The 24,563-nt window shown below is 43.3% G+C and carries 15 protein-coding genes, 3 tRNA genes, 2 rRNA genes and 1 pseudogene; 12 read left to right on the forward strand and 9 right to left on the reverse strand.

Going from position 1 to position 24,563, the window contains the following annotated elements; all coding sequences use genetic code 11:
- The first annotated feature begins 18 nt into the window (after positions 1-18).
- Positions 19-2,493: an outer membrane beta-barrel family protein gene (locus tag GKD17_RS01680; RefSeq protein ID WP_007834950.1), complete on the forward strand. Its 2,475-nt coding sequence runs from the start codon at positions 19-21 to the stop codon at positions 2,491-2,493.
- 132 nt (positions 2,494-2,625) lie between these two features.
- Here GKD17_RS01680 and GKD17_RS01685 read toward each other — a convergent pair whose 3' ends face one another.
- Positions 2,626-3,399, reverse strand: coding sequence for an IS5 family transposase (locus GKD17_RS01685; protein ID WP_007839296.1), 774 nt, complete (start codon positions 3,397-3,399; stop codon positions 2,626-2,628).
- 165 nt (positions 3,400-3,564) lie between these two features.
- On the opposite strand from GKD17_RS01685, the gene GKD17_RS01690 reads away from it, so the two are divergent.
- Positions 3,565-4,068 (forward strand): RNA polymerase sigma factor, encoded by a 504-nt coding sequence (locus tag GKD17_RS01690; protein ID WP_007834952.1) that lies wholly within the window; start codon positions 3,565-3,567, stop codon positions 4,066-4,068.
- Positions 4,069-4,148: 80 nt separating this feature from the next.
- Here the strand turns inward: GKD17_RS01690 and GKD17_RS01695 are convergent, their stop codons facing one another.
- Complete coding sequence (locus GKD17_RS01695) at positions 4,149-4,535, reverse strand: VanZ family protein (RefSeq protein WP_007834955.1); 387 nt, start codon at positions 4,533-4,535, stop codon at positions 4,149-4,151.
- A gap of 95 nt (positions 4,536-4,630) precedes the next feature.
- On the opposite strand from GKD17_RS01695, the gene GKD17_RS01700 reads away from it, so the two are divergent.
- Together GKD17_RS01700 and GKD17_RS01705 are read left to right on the forward strand one after the other, a co-directional pair.
- Positions 4,631-5,995, forward strand: a complete 1,365-nt coding sequence (locus GKD17_RS01700) for a sodium-dependent transporter (protein WP_007834957.1) — start codon at positions 4,631-4,633, stop codon at positions 5,993-5,995.
- A gap of 7 nt (positions 5,996-6,002) precedes the next feature.
- Complete coding sequence (locus GKD17_RS01705) at positions 6,003-6,905, forward strand: ComEA family DNA-binding protein (protein ID WP_007834959.1); 903 nt, start codon at positions 6,003-6,005, stop codon at positions 6,903-6,905.
- On the opposite strand, the gene GKD17_RS01710 is transcribed toward GKD17_RS01705, so the two are convergent.
- Positions 6,902-8,320, reverse strand: a complete 1,419-nt coding sequence (locus GKD17_RS01710; protein ID WP_007834961.1) for an alkaline phosphatase — start codon at positions 8,318-8,320, stop codon at positions 6,902-6,904. The genes GKD17_RS01705 and GKD17_RS01710 overlap by 4 nt on opposite strands.
- A gap of 309 nt (positions 8,321-8,629) precedes the next feature.
- Here GKD17_RS01710 and GKD17_RS01715 point away from each other — a divergent pair, with 309 nt between their 5' ends.
- Positions 8,630-9,130, forward strand: coding sequence for a hypothetical protein (locus GKD17_RS01715; protein ID WP_007834963.1), 501 nt, complete (start codon positions 8,630-8,632; stop codon positions 9,128-9,130).
- Between the two features lie 107 nt (positions 9,131-9,237).
- Entirely contained in the window at positions 9,238-9,501 is a 264-nt protein-coding gene (locus tag GKD17_RS01720; protein ID WP_007834964.1) for a hypothetical protein, read from the forward strand.
- A 177-nt stretch (positions 9,502-9,678) separates the two neighbouring features.
- Here GKD17_RS01720 and GKD17_RS01725 read toward each other — a convergent pair.
- From GKD17_RS01725 to sppA, 5 genes are all read right to left on the reverse strand, one after another.
- A tRNA-Phe gene (locus tag GKD17_RS01725) sits at positions 9,679-9,751 on the reverse strand.
- 117 nt (positions 9,752-9,868) lie between these two features.
- The gene (thiL, locus tag GKD17_RS01730; RefSeq protein WP_007834965.1) at positions 9,869-10,909 is read right to left on the reverse strand and encodes a thiamine-phosphate kinase; all 1,041 of its coding nucleotides are present in this window, start codon (positions 10,907-10,909) and stop codon (positions 9,869-9,871) included.
- 4 nt (positions 10,910-10,913) lie between these two features.
- Entirely contained in the window at positions 10,914-11,723 is an 810-nt protein-coding gene (locus GKD17_RS01735; protein ID WP_007834966.1) for a purine-nucleoside phosphorylase, read from the reverse strand.
- On the reverse strand, positions 11,686-12,786 hold the full coding sequence (gene lpxK, locus GKD17_RS01740; RefSeq protein WP_007834967.1) for a tetraacyldisaccharide 4'-kinase: 1,101 nt from the start codon (positions 12,784-12,786) through the stop codon (positions 11,686-11,688). The genes GKD17_RS01735 and lpxK overlap by 38 nt, the downstream gene beginning before the upstream one ends.
- A gap of 7 nt (positions 12,787-12,793) precedes the next feature.
- Positions 12,794-14,575, reverse strand: coding sequence for a signal peptide peptidase SppA (gene sppA / locus GKD17_RS01745; protein ID WP_007834969.1), 1,782 nt, complete (start codon positions 14,573-14,575; stop codon positions 12,794-12,796).
- Positions 14,576-14,709: 134 nt separating this feature from the next.
- Between sppA and GKD17_RS01750 the strand changes: the two genes are divergently transcribed.
- A complete protein-coding gene (locus GKD17_RS01750) occupies positions 14,710-15,315 on the forward strand; it encodes a nitroreductase family protein (RefSeq protein WP_007834972.1) in 606 nt (201 codons plus the stop codon).
- A 72-nt stretch (positions 15,316-15,387) separates the two neighbouring features.
- Positions 15,388-18,228, forward strand: a complete 2,841-nt coding sequence (locus GKD17_RS01755; protein ID WP_007834974.1) for a bifunctional fucokinase/fucose-1-phosphate guanylyltransferase — start codon at positions 15,388-15,390, stop codon at positions 18,226-18,228.
- Here the strand turns inward: GKD17_RS01755 and GKD17_RS01760 are convergent.
- Positions 18,215-18,846, reverse strand: a pseudogene (locus GKD17_RS01760) (glycerate kinase family protein); the annotation flags it as partial. The gene GKD17_RS01755 and the pseudogene GKD17_RS01760 overlap by 14 nt on opposite strands.
- A gap of 795 nt (positions 18,847-19,641) precedes the next feature.
- Between GKD17_RS01760 and GKD17_RS01765 the strand changes: the two are divergent.
- From GKD17_RS01765 to GKD17_RS01780, 4 genes are all read left to right on the forward strand, one after another.
- Positions 19,642-21,173: ribosomal RNA gene (locus GKD17_RS01765) — 16S ribosomal RNA — on the forward strand.
- A 131-nt stretch (positions 21,174-21,304) separates the two neighbouring features.
- A tRNA-Ile gene (locus GKD17_RS01770) sits at positions 21,305-21,378 on the forward strand.
- Between the two features lie 15 nt (positions 21,379-21,393).
- Positions 21,394-21,467: transfer RNA gene (locus GKD17_RS01775), tRNA-Ala, on the forward strand.
- A gap of 129 nt (positions 21,468-21,596) precedes the next feature.
- Positions 21,597-24,485 (forward strand): 23S ribosomal RNA (locus GKD17_RS01780).
- The 16S and 23S rRNA genes sit together here with 2 tRNA genes alongside, the layout of an rRNA operon.
- The last annotated feature ends 78 nt before the right edge of the window (positions 24,486-24,563 follow it).

Consider the following 24,563-nt stretch of genomic DNA (forward strand, 5'->3'; position numbering starts at 1 on the left):
CAAACTCATTATTGATATATGAAACACAACATTTTATGGGGCATTATCTTGCTTGTAGCAAGTTTGTCATTTACGGCGAAGGCGCAAAAGGTTGTCCAAGGCCAGTTCTCAGTCAAGGGAATCTTATTAGATTCTTTGTCTAATGAAGGGGAACCGTATTCTACAATCCGTATTTCATTGAAGAATAATCCTGCAAAGCCGGTGAAATTGGCTGTGACAGGAGCGGACGGCAGGTTTGACGAACGGCTTGCCGTGCCGGGGACTTATCTCATTCATTTTACTTCTGTAGGAAAGTCTCCTGTACAGAAGGAATTCTCGATATCGACCAATCGTAAGAATGTTGATTTGGGTAAGATTTTGATAGCAGAAGCGACTGAAATGTTGAAAGGAGTGGAGGTGGTAGCGCAGAAACCTTTGGTAAAGGCAGAAATAGACAAAGTGACGTATAGTATAGAGGATGATCCGGATTCTAAAACCAATACGACTCTTGAAATGCTCCGTAAAGTTCCGCTGGTGACTGTAGATGGAGAGGATAAAATTCAAGTAAACGGTAGCAGTAAGTTTAAAGTGCATGTTAATGGCAAGCCGAATAACATGATGAGCAATAATCCTACCGAGGTATTGCGGAGTATGCCGGCCAATTCCATTAAATCTATAGAGGTTATCACCGAGCCTGGGGCTAAATATGACGCGGAAGGGGTGGCGGGCATCTTGAATATTATCACTATAGGAGCTGGAATGGAAGGATATACGGTGACATTGAATGGTGGTGCAAGCAATACGCGTGTGTATGGTGGCGGTTATGGTACGGTTCAGTCGGGCAAGTTCACTGTTACCGGTAATTATTCTTATAACTACCAGGGATCTCAAAAGGGATTTGAAGATTCATATCGTGAGGATTTCACATCTCAGGAAAATAAATTTTTGGAGTCGCATCGAAGAAGCAAGAGCTATGGCAATTTTCAATTTGGCAGTCTGGAAGGAAGTTATGAGATTGACACTTTGAATCTGATCAGTTTTTCTATGAATCTGATGACTGGCAATTTTACGAATAAGAGGATTGGAAATACACATATGACTAATTATGCCGGTAATCCGGTTTACGGTTACGGTTCTTTAGGAAATAATGAATCGGGCTTTGGCGAAGTGGGGGGCAATATGGATTATCAGCATTCGTTCAAAAAGAAAGGGGAACTTCTTACTTTTTCTTATCGTTTTAGCCATTCACCCAATAACAGTGAGGCGAATACGGATTATGAGGATACGTTGAATGTTCCTTATCTTTTGCAAAACCAATATTTTAAAAATGATGCCAGCACACAAGAGCATACGGCTCAATTGGACTATACCAATCCGATAAATTCGATACACAGCATTGAAACTGGTATAAAGTATATTTTTCGTAGAAGTAAAAGTGATGGTAAATATTATCTGGCCGATAAAACCGGAGAATATAAGTATGATCAGGATATGAGCACGCAATATGATCATAAGCAGGATATTCTGGCTGCTTATTTGGGCTATCAGATGAAGTACAAAAAACTCGGTGGAAAGGCGGGAATTCGCTATGAGCATACATTTATGGATGCGGATTATAAAAATAAGGATGAGAAGTTTGATGCTCAGTTTGATGATTTGGTTCCATCCTTGATGTTCTCTTACCAATTGGCTCCTACTCAAAGTTTGAGGGCATCTTATAATATGCGTATCAGTCGGCCGGGTATTTGGTTTTTGAATCCGTTTACTGACACCAGCAACCCCACTGCGATCAGTTACGGTAATCCTGATTTGGAAAGTGAAAAGGCCCATTCGCTTAGTGTTACTTTCGGTAGTTTCTCGCAGAAATTTAATGTAAATGTCAGTGCTAATTATTCTTTTGTCAATAATGGTATAGAGCAATACTCTTTTATAAAAGATGGTGTGATGAATTCTACCTATGATAATATAGGAAAAAGTAAGAATATTAATTTGTCTTTGTTCCTGAACTGGAATATGTCTCCTAAAACCCGCTTTAATATCAATGGACGGGGAGCTTATGTGGATTATAGAAGTTCAGGGCTTGATTTAAAGAATCATGGCTGGGAAGGAAATCTCTTCGGAAGCTTTCAGCAGACTCTGCCTTGGGACCTGCGTCTGAGTCTGAATGGAGGGGGTGGTACTCCGCATATCTCTTTGCAAGGTAAAAGTTCCTCTTTCTATTATTATGCGATAGGGTTCAGTCGTTCTTTCTTGAAGGAAAAGAGGCTGACTATTTCTCTTAACTCGTCCAATTTATTTAATAAATATATTACTTTTAAGAATAATATCAATACTTCTACTTTCTGCTCTTCTACTTCTACCAGAATTCCGATGCGTTATTATGGATTTAATATTAGTTGGCGCTTTGGGGAGTTGAAGGCTCAGGTAAAAAAAGCAGCGCGAAGCATTAATAATGATGATTTGAAAAGTGGAGGAGGTAATGCTGGGACCGGTGGAGGGATACCGGCTAATTAAAAGTTAAAACGAAACCACCTGTTAACTGTTAATTTAGGGGGTAAAAACTGTTATTTGATAGTTTATACCCCCTTTGTTGTTAGTTTTTCTGTCATGACTTTTATAAGAAGTCGTTAAGAAGCTGTTTTGATTTCATTCGATAAATCTGTTAAGCATGATTTGGATGAATGCAATCTGTACCATAGCTTCTGCGGTTTCAGCAAGGAATTCGTAATCGATGGTCAGCCTTCTGAAGTTTTCCAGCCATGAGAAAGAGCGTTCCACAATCCAGCGTTTGGGCAGTACCTGAAATTTGGATGGACATTCGTCCGGTCTGAGTACGACCTCCAATATCCATCCGAATTTCTTCTTGACCCAATCAGCCAAATCTCCCCTGTAGCCTCCGTCCGCCAGGATTTTCACCAAACGCGGAAATTTATAAGCGAGTTTTTCTATGGCTTGTGGGGCGCCCTTGCTGTCATGCAGGTTGGCCTCATGGATTGCGACGGCTAACGGAAGGCCAAGCGTATCGACAATGATGTGCTCTTTCCGTCCTTTGATTTTCTTGTTCCCGTCTATACCACGGTCTGAATCAACATGATGGGAAGTCTTTACGCTTCTGGAATCCATGATGCCAAGACTGGGACTTTCCTGCCGTCCTGCCTGTTTACGGATGAAAGCGTGCAAGGTATCCATCACTTCTTCAAACACGCCTTCAAGCTTCCATTTACGGAAGTAGTAATAGACGGTTTGCCAAGGGGCGAAGTCAGAAGGAAGCATACGCCACTGGCAGCCGGTCTTGTTGATATAAAGGATGGCATTCATTATCTCTTTAAGCGAATGTTTTCGGTTCCTCGCTTGCGGCTCTAAAATATTTTTTATAACTTGCCACTGTTTTTCAGTCAGGTCGGTTGGATACTGTGTCATAACTTTATTGTTTGGTACCTTTAAAGATATAACATTTTTCCAATTGACCGGCTGATTCTGAATTGTATGTAGCCCTATAACATTATTCTTAAATCAATTCAAAACAGTTTCTAATATTGCAACAGAAAACAAAAACAGAAAATAACAACTTAAAAATAGATTAATATGAAGACAGTCGACTTTACACAGCATTTACTAAGTATACAAACCGAATTATTTCGCTTTGCATTTAAATTGACAGCTGACAGAGAAGAGGCTAATGATTTGTTGCAGGAAACTTCACTTAAAGCTTTGGACAACGAAGAGAAGTTTACTCCAGATACGAATTTTAAAGGATGGATGTACACCATCATGCGTAATATATTTATAAATAATTATCGTAAAACAGTGCGTGATCAGACTTTCGTCGATCAGACGGATAACTTGTTTCATTTGAATCTTCCACAGGAATCAGGATTCGATTCTACAGAAGGTGCTTATGATTTGAAAGAGATACATCGTATCGTGAATGCGTTGCCTAAAGATTACCGCGTGCCGTTTGCTATGTATGTATCAGGATTTAAATATAGGGAAATTGCCGAGAAACTGGGACTTCCGTTGGGAACAGTGAAAAGCCGTATCTTTTTCACTCGTCAGAGGTTGCAGAATGATCTGAAAGATTTCCGTTAAGTTGACTCTCTATCTTTATTATATAACTTTGACTTTTATCATCACGCCGACTGTTCGCGAAGAATCGTCGGCGTTTCTTTTTAGGATTTACGCCATATAAGGGGGCGAAGTAAGTAATATCCTATTAAGGCAGCTAGTCCAACTCCAATGCTGTTTGCCAGAAAATCCAGCCAGTCACCGCTGCGGGTATCTGTGCAATAAGCTTGCATCAGTTCGATACACCCGCTCATAGCTACAGGAGCTATGATGCCTCCCCATATTACATGATTCCAATTGACAGTCTTATGATTCCTCAGATATTCTATCCATAAAATGAGACAGAGTCCCCCATACATGCATATATGCACTACTTTGTCTATGTAGGGGATTTCTTCCATATCTGTTTTGGGAGGAGTGAAAAAGGAAAGATAAAAGATGATAGCTACAATGATCAAGGATACCGGATATTTTCTAAAATAATATAGCATACTTTAATTTTTTTGTGATTCATCGCAAAAGTACGATTAATTTTATACTTTTGCAGGCTAATTAGTGTTGATTTATAATAATTTGATAGTTTTTTATGCAAAAAAGCGAAAGAGTAAATTTCGGAAGTAAGATTGGGGCTGTTCTGGCGGCGGCAGGTTCGGCTGTAGGACTTGGTAATATATGGAGGTTTCCCTATGAGACGGGAAATCATGGAGGTGCGGCATTTATTTTGGTATACTTGGCGTGTGTTCTTATGTTGGGAATGCCTATTATGATTGCCGAATTCACAGTAGGTCGTCATTCAAAAGCAAGTACGGGACGTGCTTATAAGGTTTTGGCTCCCGGAACTCATTGGAAGTGGTTGGGATATTTGGGAGTTTTGGCCGGTTTTCTTATTCTAGGATATTATTCGGTAGTGGCAGGATGGACTTTGGAGTATATATTGGAAGCGGGAGTTAATGGTTTTGCAGATAAGAAGCCGGAAGATTTTGTGGTTGCTTTCCAGAGTTTTTCGAAGGATCCTGTTCGTCCACTTATTTGGCTGGTCATCTTTTTATTGGTTACCCATTTTGTTATAGTAAAGGGAGTGAAAGATGGAATAGAAAAATCTTCGAAGGTGCTGATGCCTGTTTTGTTTATACTGATAGTAGTTTTGGTAGGGTGTTCATTGTCGCTTCCCAATGCGGAAAAAGGTTTGGAGTTTCTGCTGAAGCCTGATTTTAGTAAAGTGAACGGAGATGTTTTCTTAGGGGCTATGGGGCAGGCGTTCTTTTCCTTAAGTTTGGGAATGGGATGTCTTTCAACCTATGCTTCTTATTTTGGGAAAGAAACCAAACTGGGAAATACGGCTCTGAGTGTCGGTGTGATTGATACTTTTGTGGCTGTCTTAGCCGGATTGATTATTTTTCCGGCAGCCTTTTCTGTAGGTATCCAGCCGGATGCGGGACCATCATTAATTTTTATTACATTGCCTAATGTTTTTCAACAAGCTTTTAGCGGTGTGCCGATATTAGCTTATATTTTCTCGGTGATGTTCTATGTCTTGCTGGCTTTGGCTGCATTGACTTCTACTATTTCTTTACATGAAGTGGTGACGGCTTTTCTGCACGAGGAATTCAATTTAACTCGTGGCCGTGCTGCTAGATTGGTCACCTTCGGGTGTATTATAATTGGGGTCATTTCTTCCTTGTCATTGGGGGTTATGCAGAAATATACGCTGTTTGATAAGGGATTCTTTGACTTGCTTGATTTTGTCACTGCAAAAATAATGCTTCCTTTGGGTGGTTTGCTGGTATGTATTTTTGTAGGATGGTATTTGAAACGTTCCGTTTCTTATGAGGAATTGACCAATGGAGGAAAGCTGAAAGCAGGTCTTTTCAATCTGTATATCTTTTTGTTGAGATACGTGGCACCTGTGGCTATCATTTTGATTTTTATCAATGAATTAGGGCTAATTTAGAATTGTAATGTGGAAAGACTTTTTCTATTTCTCGAAAAGCGAACGCAGAGCTATACTTTTTTTGTTGACTTTGCTTTTCATATTTATGTGTATATGGGTTCTTTTTCCAGTAAAGGAAGAGTCTTTGGAACAGGATCAAGAGGGAATAGAAGAAATAAAAAACTTTCTGGCCGGAGTACATGAAATGGAGGAGAAGGAATCTCTGCAATATTCCTATGATAAGCCTAAGAGAATAGAGGTGGTATTGGCTGCCTTTGATCCAAATTCAGCTGATTCCATCGAATTTTTGCAATGTGGATTGCCTCCTTTTATTGCACATACTATTTTGCAATACCGGAGAGCCGGCGGTAAATTCAGGACAGCGGATGATTTCTCTCGTGTTTATGGCTTGTCGTCCGAGAAATTTAATATCTTAAAACCCTATATCCAGATTTCAGAGGCTTTTCGGCGGAAACAGGATACATTGCACTTTATCAAAAAGGTGGAGAAAGATACGTTGGCAGCTTATAAATATCCGGAAGGAACTTTAGTCGATTTGAGTGAAGCGGACACTACCGAGTTGAAAAAGATTCCGGGAATAGGCAGTGGCATTGCACGCATGATTGTGGCTTACCGGAAACGTTTGGGAGGTTTTTATGACACGGTTCAGTTAAAGGAAGTGAACTATGTAGATGAGGATATGTTGAAGTGGTTTAAACTCGGAAATACACCAATTCATCGGATAAATGCCAATAAGGCTGGGCTTGACAAACTTCGCTCTCATCCTTATATGAATTTTTATCAGGCAAAGGTGATTATAGAATATAGGAGGAAAAAGGGAAAATTAAAAAGTCTTTCCCAGTTATCCTTGTATGAGGAATTCACTGAGAAAGACTTGGAACGTTTGTCGCACTATCTTGCTTTCGATTAATTGTTGGGATAACCAGCAGCTTCTGCTATTTTTACCGGAATTTCGGTATTGTCAATGCGACCTTGGAATAGTTGGGCGCCGGCTCCGATAGCGAATACGGGTACATAACCTCCAGAGTGCCCACCACTGGTCCAACCTACCAGAGCGATGTCATCCAGAATTCTCTTGGCCTCAGCTGCCAAAGGTTCGTCTTGTTGATATTCACTTTTGGTTAAATCTATCTCTTTACCGCTAAATGATTCATCATATACTTTCTTCAGGGATGCTTCTTGCTTTTCATTCAGTTGAATACTATCCCAAAATCCGAAATTATCCTTCAATGATTGCTTGATAACTTCCCAAGGTACTTGATTCTTGTATTTTTTTCTTAATTCGTTTACAATTTTAGTATATCCGCTTTCACTTACTTTTTGTGATTTTAAAGCTTGCAGGTTCAAAGTATACGGACCTTTTCCTAAAACGATTCCTCCGGTTTCGTGGTCGGCTGTTACTACAATCAGGGTTTCATCAGGATGTTGTTCGTAGAATTCGTAAGCAACTTTTATGGCATTATCCATATCCATCACTTCGTGGAATGCAGTAGCGGCGTCGTTGCTGTGGCAAGCCCAGTCTATTTTACCTCCTTCAACCATAAGGAAAAACCCTTTTGATAGATCTTTAGATAGGAAATTGATTCCGGCACGGGTGATTTCAGTTAAAGTCATATCGCCTTTTTTTCGATCGATAGCATAGGGGATAGCACTATTGTCTGTTGCTGTCGCAGGTTGTAAGAGAATCAGTTTATCCGATTTTTTTGCTTTTTTCTGATAGTCTTTGTAGCCACGGGCTATGGTATATCCGGCTTTGTCCACTAGTGTATACAAACTTTCTGAATTTGAACCGGCGGCTTTTTTGTTGGTGGGATCTAAAAAGTCTGATCCTGCATAGAAATCGAAGTTGGCATCAATCAAATCCAGACCCACGTTGTAATAGCTGCTTCTTTGTCCTTGGTGTGCGTAAAAAGCAGCCGGTGTGGCATGGTCTACGCTGACACTGGTACTGATACCTACACGGCAACCTTTATTTTTTGCCCAAGAAGCAATACTGTTAACTTTGGTTTCCAGATCCTTTTTCACACCTAATGCGCCATTTTTTGTTTTGTTTCCCGTAGCAAGTGCTGTTCCTGCAGCGGCTGAATCTGTCACTCCGTTGGTTGCCGAGAAAGTAGTGGCTATGGTTGCATAAGGAAATTGGGTGAATAATAACGGAGTCACACCAATTTTGCCTTCCAACTCTCCACGATACATCTCTGTTCCTAAAACTTGGTTAACACCCATTCCATCTCCGATGAAATAAAATACATACTTTGCTTGCTGTGCCTGTACAAAAAGAATGGACAGGAATACAAATACGGTAATAAATGATAGTTTTTTCATATTAATTGAGTTAATGACATTTTTCTTTTTTTAGTCTAGCAAATATAGGGAAAAAAGACTTTTTATCGGTATTTCTTTTTTGAATAATTGAGATTTAATGACCAAATACTTTTTTTGCAATAAGTTTGTAAATGAAATGTTCTTGAGGTGTAATATAAAAAATCTGTTTGGGAGTAGGGAAATCCGTTTTTTGTACTATGTATCTGTTTGCTTTCGACATGAATATTGCATACAGATAATTGCTTTAATATTAGTGATTATTAATTATAAATCTTATATTTGTCTAATCTAGAGTCAGTAAGGTAAAGTATGGGAGAATTTATAAACGTATTAGTGTCAAAAGGGAAAAGCAATTTGATACCGGAAAAAGACAACCTGTATGGACAGTTTGTCGGTGAATGGGATTTTGAATGGGTTGATAACCAAGGTACAACAGGCGAAAGACATGTTCAGGGAGAGTGGATATTCGCTTGGGTACTGGAAGGGACTGCAATTCAAGATGTGTTTATTTGTCCTTCGCGTAAGGCGCGGATTAAAGATTATCAACCGGATGCAGCTTATGCGACTACGGTACGTATGTATAATCCTAATACAGAAGCATGGGATATTTTATATACGGAATTAGGAGGGGCTACACAACTGGAAGGAAAAAGAGAAGGAAACAGGATTGTTCAGACGGAAATTAATGAGAAGAATATACAGTGGGTGTTTTCGGAAATTACAGCGACCTCATTCCGTTGGCAACGTATGGTAAAGTGTCCGGATGATACTTGGGAAACTGAAGCTGAACTTTTTGCAGTTCGTCGATGATTAAGATTTATATGCATATTATATAAGTTTGAGATATCGCAGTCTAAAATAGACTTGTTGTAGTAGAAGCTCAGAGGTGATTTGACGAGTTTATAAAAAAAGAATGTGTGAATGATAAACAATCTCAGAACCGTTTTCTTGCATTTGGCGGAGAAACTGTATTCAAACTAAATCCTGCCAGCTATACGCAGGAAAAGATGTGGGGCAGGTATATGGAATCTTTGCGTAAGAATCTTTCTGCTTATACTCTTGATGATGCTCCCGAAGATGTTCGGGAACTCTACAAAGATGAATTCATCCAGCTTTATGCTTCAAGTATAAGGTGTTTTTTTAATATGCATCAAATTGGGATTTATATCGGGAAGGAGTAGTTTTGCTCCAAGACTTAATCAAATATGGAGGCAGGTCAGAAGTGGAGAAAGTTATAATCGAGCTGAAAGCTCGTATACCTCGTCATCCAGTCTATATTGCCGTATTTTGTGTTTTGTGAGAAAATAAAAAATCCTGATTTCCGAAATCAGGATTTTACTGTCTTTTTTTCTTCAAGGTGGTGCCACCAGGAATCGAACCGGGGACACAAGGATTTTCAGTCCTTTGCTCTACCAACTGAGCTATGGCACCATTATTTCTTGTTTGCGGTTGCAAAGGTAGTGAAACTTTTTTAAACTGCAAACTATTTCTAAAAAAAAACACTGATAAAAACATAAGGTGTTTATTATCAGTGTTGTTTAATTAAAATTATTTTTCTTTTAGTGGATTCCAACCTTGCGCTTTCAGCTCAAATTCTTGTCCGTCACGGGTAATCAGGGCACATCCCAGCTCCGGTTTGGTGATGTGACCAATCACTTTTATACCCTCTATAGCCGAAACTCGTTCATGCTCTGTTAAAGGTACAGTAAATAATAGCTCATAGTCCTCACCACCATTTAAAGCACATGTTGTCACATTCATATTCAGCTCTTCCGCCATTACAGCCGTTTGGTAATCAATGGGAATTCTTTCCTCGTAAACGCGACAGCCGGTATCGCTTTGTGAGCATATATGCAGCAGTTCCGAAGAAAGGCCGTCGGAAATATCCATCATAGCGGTGGGCTTGATTCCCGCTTTTGCCAGTTTCTCAATGATATCCTTACGTGCTTCAGGCTTTAACTGACGTTCCAAAATATATTCTTTTCCGGAAAAATCCGGATTTGCTTCTTTTTCTCCTTGGAAAACAGCCTTTTCACGCTCTAGAAGTTGAAGTCCCATATAAGCTCCTCCCAAGTCACCGCTGACACAAATCAAGTCTGTATCTTGTGCGCCGTTGCGATAAACCACTTTGTCCTTGTCCGCTTCACCTATGCAAGTAATACTGATGGCGAGCCCGGTTACGGATGAAGTTGTATCTCCACCCACAATATCTACATGGTGTAGTTCACAAGCCAGTTTTAGCCCATCATAGAATTGTTCTAAATCTTCAATACAAAAGCGTTTGGACAGTGCGATAGAAACTGTGATTTGTTTTGGAGCACCATTCATAGCATAAATGTCCGAGAAGTTTACGATGGCCGATTTATATCCCAAATGTTTCAATGGGGTATAAACCAAATCAAAATGTACCCCTTCCATCAGTAAGTCTGTGGTCACCAATACCTCTTTATCTTTAAACTCCAATACGGCTGCATCGTCTCCCACACCATATTGGGTTTCCGGATTTTTTAACTCAATATCCTTCGTCAGATGTTTAATGAGGCCGAACTCACCTAAGGTCGCTATTTCTGTTCTGTTTATTTCCTGCATATCCTTAAATTCGATTAATCATTTCACGCATAATGGTAGTCATGCGCGGTTGCGCTTCATCTGCCGCTTTCTGAACCTCTTCGTGTGAAACTTCCACAATTTTTCCCTCCACGCCTAGGTCGGTGATAACCGATACTCCAAACACTTTGATGCCACAATGGTTTGCTACAATAACTTCAGGAACGGTAGACATACCTACGGCGTCAGCTCCAAGAATGTGGAACATCTTGTATTCTGCCGGAGTTTCGAAGGTAGGTCCCTGTGTACCGATATATACTCCTTGTTGTACTTTGATACCTTTTTCTTTAGCGATCTCCAGTGCTTTGTCTATCAGTTCTTTGGAGTAGGCTTCACTCATATCCGGGAAACGGGGGCCGTATTCAATGTTCTTGCCGTGCAACGGATGTTCGGGAAAAAAGTTGATATGATCTCTGATAATCATCAGGTCACCAATTTCAAAGTCTGCATTCGTACCTCCAGCTGCATTGGATACGAACAATGTTTTGATACCTAATTCACGCATCACTCGTACAGGGAAGGTAACTTCTTTCATGGAGTATCCTTCATAGAAGTGGAAACGTCCTTGCATGGCCATGATGTCTTTATTACCCAATTTGCCGAAAATCAATTTACCGCTATGTCCCTCTACGGTTGAAACAGGGAAATTAGGGATATCTTTGTAATTGATCTCGTATTTATCGGTAATTTCGTGTACTAGGCTTCCTAAGCCGGTACCTAATATGATAGCAGTTTCGGGACTGGTATGCATCTTTTCTCTAAGAAAATCTGCTGTTTCTTGAATTTTTTCTAACATAGTTGGTTATATTTGAATTAAACAGTTCTTGTTGGTCTTGTAAGAAGATTACCTCAATGGGCAGCATATATATATAAGGTTTTAGTGTCTTGTCCATCAGTGGATGGGCTGCTAATCGTACTGAGTCTTTTTCAGTGGTGATAATCATGCGTTTACCTTCCGGAAGTTTCATGAAACGTTTCTTTATCAGTTCCATATCTCTTGCTGTAAAGTTATGGTGGTCACTGAAAGCCAGTGACTCAATGTGCTCATTGTATGGTGATAAATCTTGAATGAGTTTTGCTGGTGAGGCTATGCCTGTCACCAATAGGATATGCTTATCTTTTTCTATCTCTTTTAATGGAACTGCATTCCCTACTGTAAACAACGGATGCAGCTTGCCGTATGCTAATGTCGTGAAGTAGAGCTGCTGATAGGGGTAAAGTTCCATTTGCTTGCTCAAGACTCTCAAATCCATCGGGGTGATGTCCTTAGGGCATTTAGTGACAATGACAATATGTGCCCGGCTTTTTCCATTTTCAGGTTCGCGCATTCGTCCGGCAGGCAGCAAGGCGTCTTCGCAAATCAGTCGATGGTAATCTACTAATAAGATGTTCATTCCGGGTTTTACATATCGGTGCTGGAAAGCATCATCCAAAATAATCACTTCTGTTCCGGGGGCAATGTGACTATTGCATAACTGCTCTATGCCATGACAACGGTTTCGGTCTACTGCCATATAGATGTCCGGAAACTTCTGTTTCATTTGGAAAGGTTCGTCACCTATCATCTGTATGGACGTATCCGGCCCAGCAAGTACAAAACCTTTGGATTTGCGTTTGTAGCCGTGGCTCAGTACGGCCACTTTGTAATCTTTCTGCAATAATCTTATCAAGTATTCTGTATGGGGGGTCTTTCCGGTTCCGCCCACGGTGATGTTGCCTACCGAGATGATTGGGACATCAAACTTACGTTCTTTGTATATTCCCCAGTCAAACAATTTATTACGCAGCCATACGCCGGTCCCATAAAGCCATGAAACCGGATATAGCCACTTGTTTATCTTGATAAGATTACCTTCCATGCGCAAATTATTGGATATTAGGGTCAAACGGCATACGTGCCTGTATGCAGTTGGCGTTTTTTATGTTCTCCAGCGCCTTGAAGCTGTTATAATAGCTTCCCAAATATTCTTTGATTTCGCTGTTTACATAATGTTTTTTCTGATTGCCCAGCAAACTTGCGAAAATATTTTCTTTTTCGGGATAGCCGATAATACTGTAATTTTCTATGCCGGCTTGGGTGGCGGCGGCATTTAATGCCTTGTCTATACCTCCCAGTTCATCTACCAAACCGAGATCTTTGGCCATAGCACCGGTCCATACACGGCCTTCAGCTACTTTTTCAATAGCCTCTGTAGACATTTTTCTACCTTCGGCGCAACGGCTTACGAATAGCTTGTATCCTCGGTTGACATAATTCTGCATCAATTCTTGTTCTGATGCGTTTAATGGACGGGTAAGAATAGGACCTAGGCTGGCACCCAGATCTGCCATTTTATTAGTTTTCACTACATCAAAATTCAATCCTAAAGTTTCAGTAAACAGTTTCTCACCTGAATACATCATGCCGAATATGCCGATAGAACCAGTCAGCGTAGTCGGGTCAGCGAAAATGCGGTCTGCAGCGCAGGAAATGTAATAGCCTCCTGATGCAGCATAATCTCCCATAGAAACGATTACCGGTTTTTTCTCTTTCAGTCTTACTACTTCACGCCATATTTGATCTGAACCGTATGCGCTGCCACCCGGTGAGTTGACGCGTAATACAACAGCTTTTACATCATCGTTATCACGTAATTTGCGCAGGCCTTTACACATCTTTTGTACATCAATACAATCTTCTGTGGAACTGCCGGGAGCATCCAGAATCTCACCGTATGCATAATATACGGCTATTACATTTCCACTTTTGTCTTTGGGCACATTTTTCTTGACGTTTATCATATCTTCTATGAAAAGACTGTTCAGCTTGTCGTCTTCGTCACGACCGCTTAATTGTTTCAGATAGGAAATAACTTCATCTTTATACATCAAGGTGTCTGCTAGTCCGCATTGAACATATTCTTCTGCCTGACAAAAATCCATATATCGGTCTGCATAAGCATTCAGAGTATCTGTCGGGATGTGTCGTGAATCGGATACATCTGCCTGAATACGATTCCAGACAGATTCCAGACATTCGGTCATCTGTTCGCGGTTGGCCGGACTCATTTCTGTAGCGATAAACGGTTCCACGGCTGATTTGTAAGTACCCACTCTGAATACTTGTATTTCCAGTCCTAGTTTGGAAACCAGATTTTTGAAGAAAACAGGTTGCATGCCTGCTCCGTGCCATCCGATACTTCCTTGCGGATTGATAATTATTTTATCGGCCACGCTGGAAAGATAATACATCTTCTGTGCATATTGGTCTGCATAAGCAACGATGAATTTACCGCTTTCTTTGAAATCCAGTAATGCATTGCGTATTTCCTCTAAGGAAGCGTATGATGCTTCCAGATAAGAAGGTTGGATATAAATACCCTTGATTTTGTCATTGTCTTTTGCTTTCTTGATAGAAGCTAGAATGTCATCCAAACCGTATGCCTCAAATTCTTCCCCCAAAAGTTGTTGGAGTGGGTTTTCCTGTACGCGTTCGGATAGACTGCCTTTAAAGTCGAGTACGAAGATAGAGTTGTCTTTCACCACCGTTTCAGTATCCGATGATGCGACTATGCCAACCAGAGTGATAATCCCTAGTATAGTGAACACTACGCCTGCCAGAATGACGCCGATAACGCTGGCAAACGTAAATTTTAGAAAATCTTTCATTGAATGTGTTGTTTTTAATGTTAATAATTAGCTAACAAAAATAGGTTATTGCATTGAAAAAAGCAAAAAAAGTGAACATCTTTTGCTGCCTGTTTGTTCTTCATTTATAATAACCTATAAATACGTTGTATTATATGACAAAAAGTTTTAAAGAGGCTCTGAAAGCCCGTCGTACATTTTATCAGATCGAAAACAAATCGACATTGTCTGATAAAGAAATAAGAGATTTAATTCGTTTTGCTGTAGAATTTGTCCCCTCAGCTTTCAATTCTCAAACCACCCGTGTTGCGTTATTAACAGGTAAGGCGCATGAAAAGTTGTGGAACATTGTAAAAAATGTCTTGCGTGAGCGGGTTCCGGCTGAGGTATTTGGCAAGACCGAAGAAAAGATTGATGGCTGTTTTGCTTGTGGATATGGTACTATTCTATATTTTGAAGATATGGCTATCGTTCGCTCTTTGCAGGAAAGTTTCCCCACTTATAAAGATAATTTCCCTATCTGGGCAGAGCAGACCGATGCTATGCATCAGTTGGCAGTCTGGACCATGCTGGAAGATGCAGGAATGGGGGCGTCTTTGCAACATTATAATCCGCTGATTGATGATGAAGTACGTAAAGCTTGGAATTTGCCTGGTGATTGGAAATTGGTAGCGCAGATGCCATTCGGTGTGCCTGTTGCACAACCGGGCTCTAAGGAAGTGATGTCATTGGATGAGCGTGTTTTTGAATTTACTGATTAAAATTCATGTCTCATCTTTTGGCTTATTAGGGGAAAATAATCATCTTTGTGTGCAATAAAATAAAGATGTGCTATGAAAAAATTATTATCCCTTCCCCCTAATCTGGTGGAATGTTTTCATGATATAGAGAAAGCAGACCGGACAGAGTGGTTTTGTACTTCCGATCCTATAGGCAGTAAGCTGGGATCAGGTGGGGGGACTGCATGGCTGTTGGAGGCTTGTCATCAGAAAGTGACTCCTGACAGCGATTTTCTTACTTGGTTGGGAAAAGAAAAACGTATTTTACTTCATGCAGGCGGGCAGAGTCGTCGTTTGCCCGGATATGCGCCATCCGGCAAAATTCTTACCCCCATTCCTGTATTCCGGTGGGCCAGAGGACAACGGCTGTCACAAAATCTGCTTTCCCTCCAGCTCCCTTTATATGAACAAATCATGGAGAAAGCTCCGTCTTCTCTTCATACATTGATTGCAAGTGGGGATGTTTATATCCGTGCGGGCCAACCGCTTCAGACTATTCCTGATGCGGATGTGGTGTGTTACGGTTTATGGGTAGATCCTAATCTGGCAAAGAACCATGGTGTTTTTGTTTCTTCACGAGTCACTCCCGATAAGCTTGATTTCATGCTTCAAAAACCTTCGGTGGAGGAATTGGGGAAATTAATGCAAACCCATCTTTTTCTGATGGATATCGGAATTTGGCTGTTAAGTGACCGTGCGGTTAGTCTGTTGGTAAAACGATCTTATAAGGAAGGAAAACTCTCTTATTATGACATGTATTCTGATTTCGGACTTACATTGGGAGAGCATCCGCGTATGATGGACGATGAGCTTAACAAGCTGAGTGTGGCTATTCTGCCGTTGCCTGGAGGGGAGTTTTATCATTACGGAACCAGTCGTGAACTTATTTCTTCTACATTGGCTGTACAAAATCTGGTAAACGACCAGCGGGAGATTATGCACAAGAAGGTAAAACCGCATCCGGCCATGTTTGTTCAGAATGCTGAGGTAGGTTATCAACTTACCTCACAAAATTCGGAAATATGGATAGAGAACAGTTGTGTAGGAGCAGGATGGAATATCCATCACCAGACTATCATAACAGGTGTTCCCGTTAATAATTGGAACTTGGAGGTTCCGTCTGGTGTGTGTATTGATGTGGTTCCTTTTGGAGAATCGGGCTATGTAGCGCGTCCATACGGCTTCAATGATACTTTCAAGGGATCTTTGGCCAAGGAAGAAACATATTATCAAGGAATGTCTGTAGGTGAGTGGTGTGCTGTGCGCGGCATTTCGGTGGAAGAAATAGAAAACGGTCACGACTTGCAGGCCGCGCGTTTGTTTCCGGTTTGCTCATCTGTAGAGGAATTGGGAGCAGTTATGCGCTGGATGGTTTCTGAACCGGTATTACAGCAAGGAAAAGAAATATGGCAACGCTGTCGTAAATTGTCTGCTGATGATATATCCGCTTATTCTAATCTTTACCGTCTGGCAGAACAGCGTGAAGCTTTCCGGATAAAGAATTGGCCGGCATTGGCGCATAATTATGAACGAAGTGTCTTTTATCAGCTCAATTTGGAGAATGCTGCCGGAGAATTTGCCCGGTATGACCTGTCGTTGCCTGAGCCTTTATCAGAATCGGCTCCGTTGATGACACGTATCAGTGACAATATGTTCCGTGCCCGGGTGCAGCAGCTTAAGGGGCTGGCTTATCGGGAATATGAAAATGAGGCTTTTCGTTTGATGCGCGACGGACTTACTGCTTCGGCTTTAGCCAAGAGGCAGCAACCGCATTTGTCAGTGTACTCTGATCAGATTGTCTGGGGGCGCAGTCCGGTCCGTATTGATCTGGCCGGCGGGTGGACGGATACTCCACCTTATTGCTTGAATGAAGGGGGGAATGTGGTGAATATTGCTATTGAGTTGAACGGGCAGCCTCCTTTACAAGTTTACGTGAAACCTTGTCGGGAATATAAAATAATCCTTCGTTCTATAGACTTAGGCGCTATGGAAGTGGTTACAACTTATGGGGAGGTAAGAGGTTTCATGCAAGTGGGCTCCCCATTCTCTATACCTAAAGCGGCATTGGTGCTGGCAGGTTTCCAGCCGGGCTTTTCCACCGAATCGTATGTTTCACTGGAAGAGCAGTTGAAGGCGTTTGGTTCCGGAATGGAAATTACTCTGCTTTCTGCGATTCCTGCGGGCTCCGGTCTGGGTACAAGTTCTATTCTTGCATCGACTGTGCTGGGGGCAATCTCTGATTTTTGCGGGCTGAACTGGGATAAGAACGAGATATGTAACCGTACGCTTATTCTGGAACAGTTGCTGACTACCGGCGGGGGGTGGCAAGATCAATACGGAGGTGTGCTTCGTGGTGTGAAATTATTGCAGACCCATGCAGGTATGGATCAGAGTCCATTAGTGCGCTGGTTGCCCGATTATTTGTTTACAGGTGGCGAATATCAGAAGTGCCATTTGCTTTATTACACGGGAATTACCCGTACAGCCAAAGGAATTTTAGCTGAAATCGTGCGTAGCATGTTCCTCAACTCCACAGAGCATTTGTCTATACTTGGCGGTATGAAGGGGCATGCTCTTGACTTGTACGAAGCCATTCAGCGTGGGAATTTCGATGAAATGGGGCGTTTGGTTGGTAAAAGCTGGAAGCTGAACCAAGCGTTGGATCCCGGCACTAATCCCGAGGCAGTTGAGGCTATCATTCGCCGGATTGATGATTATTGCCTGGGATATAAATTGCCAGGTGCGGGGGGAGGAGGCTATCTTTATATGGTGGCTAAAGATCCTGAGGCTGCTATACGTATTCGAAGTATTCTTGCTCAGAACCCACCCAACAGTTGTGCCCGTTTCGTTGATATGGCTTTGTCCGACAAAGGCTTGCAAATTAGCCGAAGCTAGTTATAACTGAATAGAGTTGGGAAACCAGCCGGGTGATATTTTCTTTAGCAAACTCCGGTTCCATTGCCTTCTCCAGGGTGATGGGGCCGGGGGCTATAGAGAATATACCTTTGAATCCCGCTTTGTTTAATTCCGGCAGGTTTTCTATACTGCCTGCCAGTACAATAACGGGGATATGTTCTTTTTGTGCTTCCTTTAGTATCCTGTATGGAACTTTTCCCATAGCTGTCTGTCGGTCTGCTTTTCCCTCGCCCGTAATAATGAGGTCTGCTCCTTTTATTTTCTCGGAGAAGTCGATGGCTTTCAATAATAATTCTGTTCCCGGTTTTAGCTCTGCGTTAAAAAAAGCCAGCAGTCCGCCACCCATGCCTCTGGCTGCACCTGCACCGGGGTAGTTCGTGATATCTTTTCCTGTCGTTTTCTTTATAACTTCGGCTAATGATTGCATGCCTTCATCCAGCCTTTGCACCATTTTAGGATCGGTTCCTTTTTGTTGTGAAAGATATATGCCGCTCCGTCAGGACCGTAAAAAGGGTTGGTTACATCACATGCTACCACGAAGTGTGTTTCTTTTAGTGCGGGGTGAATACCGGATGTGTCTATGCTGCTTTTTCCTTCCTAAAGTTTTTCAAGAGTGGTAGCATTGGCATCTGTTTTTGCTAACTCAGTTGTGTGTGCTGCGTACCTCGTCCTGTGTTTTCCGTAGCTGTCTTCCCTTCCCTGTCCTGGCTTACGGTGTTTGGTTGCCCCTCCGGACTCGCGCCTTCCCCTTCTTTAGTTCCAGCTCTTCCGTTTTTGTTTACGCGCGTGCGAATATTATAATGTGTCTGTCTTTTTCCTCTCGTGTCCTCCGTTATAAAAACCTTCTTTGTAACACATCTGTGATTCAGCGTATTACAAAAAAGTTTCAGGGAATCCGGATAATTTGTCTTGTGAAAGTTTGCCTGTTAGCGTTAAAAGGTCTACTTTTGCACCCGCAATCGAGAGAGATGCGGCACTTCAGACAGTGTTACTGACTTGGTGAAACAAACGTGGGAGATTTCCTTGATAGTGATCTGCACCTGGTATCTTACCTTAGCGGGGCTAAGGGAGCGAGAACGGATAAGACCTCGGGAGGATGGATGGTCCGCCTTTTATGGAAGTTTCGAAAAAAAACTTTTTCAAAAAAAACTTTCGAAAACATTTGGTGGTTACGATAAAATCTCTTACCTTTGCATCCGCTTTCGGAAACGATGGCAAACAGGAATAAGAGTTCTTTGAAAGATTTAAGATAAACAAACAAGTAGTACAAGCCGGTGCACCATATATATAATATGGTGTACGGAAAAACAAGAACCGTCAATATTTTTATTGTATTGATAGATTTGGAGTCCTTGAGCGTAAAGTCAACTTAAGTGTTGAAAGAATATTTTTACAATGAAGAGTTTGATCCTGGCTCAGGATGAACGCTAGCTACAGGCTTAACACATGCAAGTCGAGGGGCAGCATGGTCTTAGCTTGCTAAGGCTGATGGCGACCGGCGCACGGGTGAGTAACACGTATCCAACCTGCCGTCTACTCTTGGCCAGCCTTCTGAAAGGAAGATTAATCCAGGATGGGATCATGAGTTCACATGTCCGCATGATTAAAGGTATTTTCCGGTAGACGATGGGGATGCGTTCCATTAGATAGTAGGCGGGGTAACGGCCCACCTAGTCAACGATGGATAGGGGTTCTGAGAGGAAGGTCCCCCACATTGGAACTGAGACACGGTCCAAACTCCTACGGGAGGCAGCAGTGAGGAATATTGGTCAATGGGCGATGGCCTGAACCAGCCAAGTAGCGTGAAGGATGACTGCCCTATGGGTTGTAAACTTCTTTTATAAAGGAATAAAGTCGGGTATGCATACCCGTTTGCATGTACTTTATGAATAAGGATCGGCTAACTCCGTGCCAGCAGCCGCGGTAATACGGAGGATCCGAGCGTTATCCGGATTTATTGGGTTTAAAGGGAGCGTAGATGGATGTTTAAGTCAGTTGTGAAAGTTTGCGGCTCAACCGTAAAATTGCAGTTGATACTGGATGTCTTGAGTGCAGTTGAGGCAGGCGGAATTCGTGGTGTAGCGGTGAAATGCTTAGATATCACGAAGAACTCCGATTGCGAAGGCAGCCTGCTAAGCTGCAACTGACATTGAGGCTCGAAAGTGTGGGTATCAAACAGGATTAGATACCCTGGTAGTCCACACGGTAAACGATGAATACTCGCTGTTTGCGATATACGGCAAGCGGCCAAGCGAAAGCGTTAAGTATTCCACCTGGGGAGTACGCCGGCAACGGTGAAACTCAAAGGAATTGACGGGGGCCCGCACAAGCGGAGGAACATGTGGTTTAATTCGATGATACGCGAGGAACCTTACCCGGGCTTAAATTGCACTCGAATGATCCGGAAACGGTTCAGCTAGCAATAGCGAGTGTGAAGGTGCTGCATGGTTGTCGTCAGCTCGTGCCGTGAGGTGTCGGCTTAAGTGCCATAACGAGCGCAACCCTTGTTGTCAGTTACTAACAGGTGATGCTGAGGACTCTGACAAGACTGCCATCGTAAGATGTGAGGAAGGTGGGGATGACGTCAAATCAGCACGGCCCTTACGTCCGGGGCTACACACGTGTTACAATGGGGGGTACAGAGGGCCGCTACCACGCGAGTGGATGCCAATCCCTAAAACCCCTCTCAGTTCGGACTGGAGTCTGCAACCCGACTCCACGAAGCTGGATTCGCTAGTAATCGCGCATCAGCCACGGCGCGGTGAATACGTTCCCGGGCCTTGTACACACCGCCCGTCAAGCCATGGGAGCCGGGGGTACCTGAAGTGCGTAACCGCGAGGATCGCCCTAGGGTAAAACTGGTGACTGGGGCTAAGTCGTAACAAGGTAGCCGTACCGGAAGGTGCGGCTGGAACACCTCCTTTCTGGAGAGGATCCAAAGTAAAGGTTTTTGTTTTTGTACTGCTGTTGTTGTTTATTCAAGATATGATTCCGTATTAAGACGGAAGAGAGAAAGTAAGAAGCCGGGTCTAATGAAACAGACTAGGTTGAACTTAGTCCTATAGCTCAGTTGGTTAGAGCGCTACACTGATAATGTAGAGGTCGGCAGTTCAACTCTGCCTGGGACTACGAATCTTGAGATTCGGGGGATTAGCTCAGCTGGCTAGAGCATCTGCCTTGCACGCAGAGGGTCAACGGTTCGAATCCGTTATTCTCCACTCCATCAGAGACGTAAGATACGAAGATGACCGATCTATGACATATTGTACAAGCAAACAGTAATTTTAGTAGTAAAGAGCTGAAAGTATATATCATCCCGCTGGCACGCAAGTGTGGGCGAATGAATAAGGAAAGTAAAGAAGGGCGCATGGCGGATGCCTTGGCTCTCGGAGGCGATGAAGGACGTGATAAGCTGCGATAAGCTCCGGGGAGGTGCAAATAACCTTTGATCCGGGGATTTCCGAATGGGACAACCCGGCGTGTTGAAGACACGCCACCTGATCATTTCAGGAGCTAACGCAGGGAACTGAAACATCTTAGTACCTGCAGGAAAAGAAAATAACAATGATTCCCCCAGTAGTGGCGAGCGAACGGGGAATAGCCCAAACCGTTCATGTTACGGCATGATCGGGGTTGTAGGACTACGTCGTTGCATGAAGACATCGGAGAAGAACTTTCTGGAAAGAAAGACCATAGAGCATGACAGTTGCGTATTCGTATGTTGTCGAAGCATAGTAGTATCCTGAGTAGCGCGGAGCACGAGGAATTCTGCGTGAATCTGCCGGGACCATCCGGTAAGGCTAAATACTCCCGAGAGACCGATAGCGAACCAGTACCGTGAGGGAAAGGTGAAAAGCACTTCGAACAGAAGAGTGAAATAGTTCCTGAAACCGTGCGCCTACAAGCGGTCGGAGCTGCTTAAAGCAGTGACGGCGTGCCTTTTGCATAATGAACCTACGAGTTGCCTTTGCCGGCAAGGTTAAGTGTGACGACACACGTATCCGAAGCGAAAGCGAGTCTGAAGAGGGCGTATAGTCGGCAGTGGCAGACGCGAAACCAAGTGATCTACCCTTGGCCAGGTTGAAGGCTGGGTAACACCAGCTGGAGGACCGCACCAATAAGCGTTGAAAAGCTTCTGGATGAGCTGAGGGTAGGGGTGAAAGGCTAATCAAACTTGGAGATAGCTCGTACTCCCCGAAATGCATTTAGGTGCAGCCTTGTGGGTTACTGATGTGAGGTAGAGCGACTGATAAGATGCGAGGGCTTCACCGCCTATCAAGTCTTGACAAACTCCGAATGCGCATCAGTTTTACCTCAGGAGTGAGGGCATGGGTGCTAAGGTCCGTGCCCGAGAGGAGAAGAATCCGGACCACCTGCTAAGGTCCCGAAATGACAGCTAAGTTAAACTAACGAAGTCTGACTGCTAAGACAGCTAGGATGTTGGCTTGGAAGCAGCCATTCATTTAAAGAGTGCGTAACAGCTCACTAGTCGAGGAGTCTGGCGTGGATAATAATCGGGTATTAAGTTGTCTACCGAAGCAGTGGGATCATTGAAATGATCGGTAGGGGAGCATTCCAGTCAGCGTCGAAGGCGTACCGCGAGGTATTCTGGAGCGTCTGGAAAAGCAAATGTAGGTATAAGTAACGATAAAGGGGGCGGGAAACCCCCTCGCCGAAAGACTAAGGTTTCCTGATCAACGCTAATCGGATCAGGGTAAGTCGGGTCCTAAGGCTCAGCCGAAGGGCGATGCCGATGGCAGAAACGGTTAATATTCCGTTACTACCTCCAGGAGTGATGTGGAGACGCAGTAGTGACAATGCCGCCATCTGACGGAATAGATGGTTGAAGGGTGTAGATGTTGATCTTGGCAGGCAAATCCACCATGAGAATCGAACCTGATAGTATGCCGCGTCCCTCGGGACAAGGCAATAGTGCATGTAATCATGCTGCCAAGAAAATCCGCTAAACTAAATCCTGTAGGTACCCGTACCGTAAACGGACACACGTAGTCGGGATGAATATTCTAAGGCGCTTGAGTGATTCACGGTTAAGGAACTAGGCAAACTGACCCTGTAACTTCGGGATAAAGGGTCCCTACCCGGTGACGGGAGGGCGCAGAGAATAGGTCCAGGCAACTGTTTAACAAAAACACAGGGCTGTGCTAAATCGAAAGATCCTGTATACAGCCTGACACCTGCCCGGTGCTGGAAGGTTAAGAGGAGACGTCATCGTTGAGAGAAGCGTTGAATTGAAGCCCCAGTAAACGGCGGCCGTAACTATAACGGTCCTAAGGTAGCGAAATTCCTTGTCGGGTAAGTTCCGACCTGCACGAATGGTGTAATGATCTGGACGCTGTCTCAACCGTGAGCTCAGTGAAATTGTAGTATCGGTGAAGATGCCGATTACCCGCGATGGGACGAAAAGACCCCGTGAACCTTTACTATAGCTTATCATTGAATCTGGGCACGTGATGTGTAGGATAGGTCGGAGGCTTTGAAGGGGGTACGCCAGTATCCTTGGAGCCGCTGTTGAAATACGACCCTTCATTTGTTTGGATTCTAACCCGTGTATATGGGGACACTGATTGGTGGGTAGTTTGACTGGGGTGGTCGCCTCCAAAAGCGTAACGGAGGCTTCTAAAGGTGCCCTCACGGCGATTGGTAACCGCCGTTAGAGTGTAATGGCATAAGGGCGCTTGACTGGGAGACTGACAAGTCGATCAGGTAGGAAACTAGAGCATAGTGATCCGGTGTTTCCGTATGGAAGGGACATCGCTCAAAGGATAAAAGGTACTCCGGGGATAACAGGCTGATCCCTCCCAAGAGCTCATATCGACGGAGTGGTTTGGCACCTCGATGTCGGCTCGTCACATCCTGGGGCTGGAGAAGGTCCCAAGGGTTGGGCTGTTCGCCCATTAAAGTGGCACGCGAGCTGGGTTCAGAACGTCGTGAGACAGTTCGGTCTCTATCTATCGTGGGCGTATGAAATTTGCGTGGCTCTGACACTAGTACGAGAGGACCGTGTTGGACAGACCTCTGGTTTACCGGTTGTGCCGCCAGGTGCATTGCCGGGTATCTAAGTCTGGATCGGATAAGTGCTGAAAGCATCTAAGTACGAAGCCGGCCACAAGATTAGATTTCTGAGGGTCGTTGTAGACTACGACGTTGATAGGATGCAGGTGTAAAGGTAGAGATACCAAAGCCGAGCATTACTAATTGCCCGTCCACTTTCCTTATATTTAGGATGGTGTATACGTTCGGTTATTACTACAGGATAAGATAACGCTGATGGCTTGTCGATATGTCGCCCTTAT

The sequence above is a fragment of the Phocaeicola dorei genome (assembly GCF_013009555.1).
Classification (GTDB): domain Bacteria; phylum Bacteroidota; class Bacteroidia; order Bacteroidales; family Bacteroidaceae; genus Phocaeicola; species Phocaeicola dorei.

Excerpts from the sequence above, each read along its gene's own strand:
- GKD17_RS01715 (WP_007834963.1), top strand. The coding sequence starts at position 8,630 with ATGGGAGAATTTATAAACGTATTAGTGTCAAAAGGGAAAAGCAATTTG.
- GKD17_RS01750 (WP_007834972.1), top strand. The coding sequence starts at position 14,710 with ATGACAAAAAGTTTTAAAGAGGCTCTGAAAGCCCGTCGTACATTTTAT.
- GKD17_RS01690 (WP_007834952.1), top strand. The coding sequence starts at position 3,565 with ATGAAGACAGTCGACTTTACACAGCATTTACTAAGTATACAAACCGAA.
- GKD17_RS01695 (WP_007834955.1), bottom strand. The coding sequence starts at position 4,535 with ATGCTATATTATTTTAGAAAATATCCGGTATCCTTGATCATTGTAGCT.
- sppA (WP_007834969.1), bottom strand. The coding sequence starts at position 14,575 with ATGAAAGATTTTCTAAAATTTACGTTTGCCAGCGTTATCGGCGTCATT.
- GKD17_RS01710 (WP_007834961.1), bottom strand. The coding sequence starts at position 8,320 with ATGAAAAAACTATCATTTATTACCGTATTTGTATTCCTGTCCATTCTT.
- GKD17_RS01700 (WP_007834957.1), top strand. The coding sequence starts at position 4,631 with ATGCAAAAAAGCGAAAGAGTAAATTTCGGAAGTAAGATTGGGGCTGTT.
- GKD17_RS01705 (WP_007834959.1), top strand. The coding sequence starts at position 6,003 with ATGTGGAAAGACTTTTTCTATTTCTCGAAAAGCGAACGCAGAGCTATA.
- lpxK (WP_007834967.1), bottom strand. The coding sequence starts at position 12,786 with ATGGAAGGTAATCTTATCAAGATAAACAAGTGGCTATATCCGGTTTCA.
- thiL (WP_007834965.1), bottom strand. The coding sequence starts at position 10,909 with ATGCAGGAAATAAACAGAACAGAAATAGCGACCTTAGGTGAGTTCGGC.
- GKD17_RS01735 (WP_007834966.1), bottom strand. The coding sequence starts at position 11,723 with ATGTTAGAAAAAATTCAAGAAACAGCAGATTTTCTTAGAGAAAAGATG.
- GKD17_RS01685 (WP_007839296.1), bottom strand. The coding sequence starts at position 3,399 with ATGACACAGTATCCAACCGACCTGACTGAAAAACAGTGGCAAGTTATA.
- GKD17_RS01680 (WP_007834950.1), top strand. The coding sequence starts at position 19 with ATGAAACACAACATTTTATGGGGCATTATCTTGCTTGTAGCAAGTTTG.
- GKD17_RS01755 (WP_007834974.1), top strand. The coding sequence starts at position 15,388 with ATGAAAAAATTATTATCCCTTCCCCCTAATCTGGTGGAATGTTTTCAT.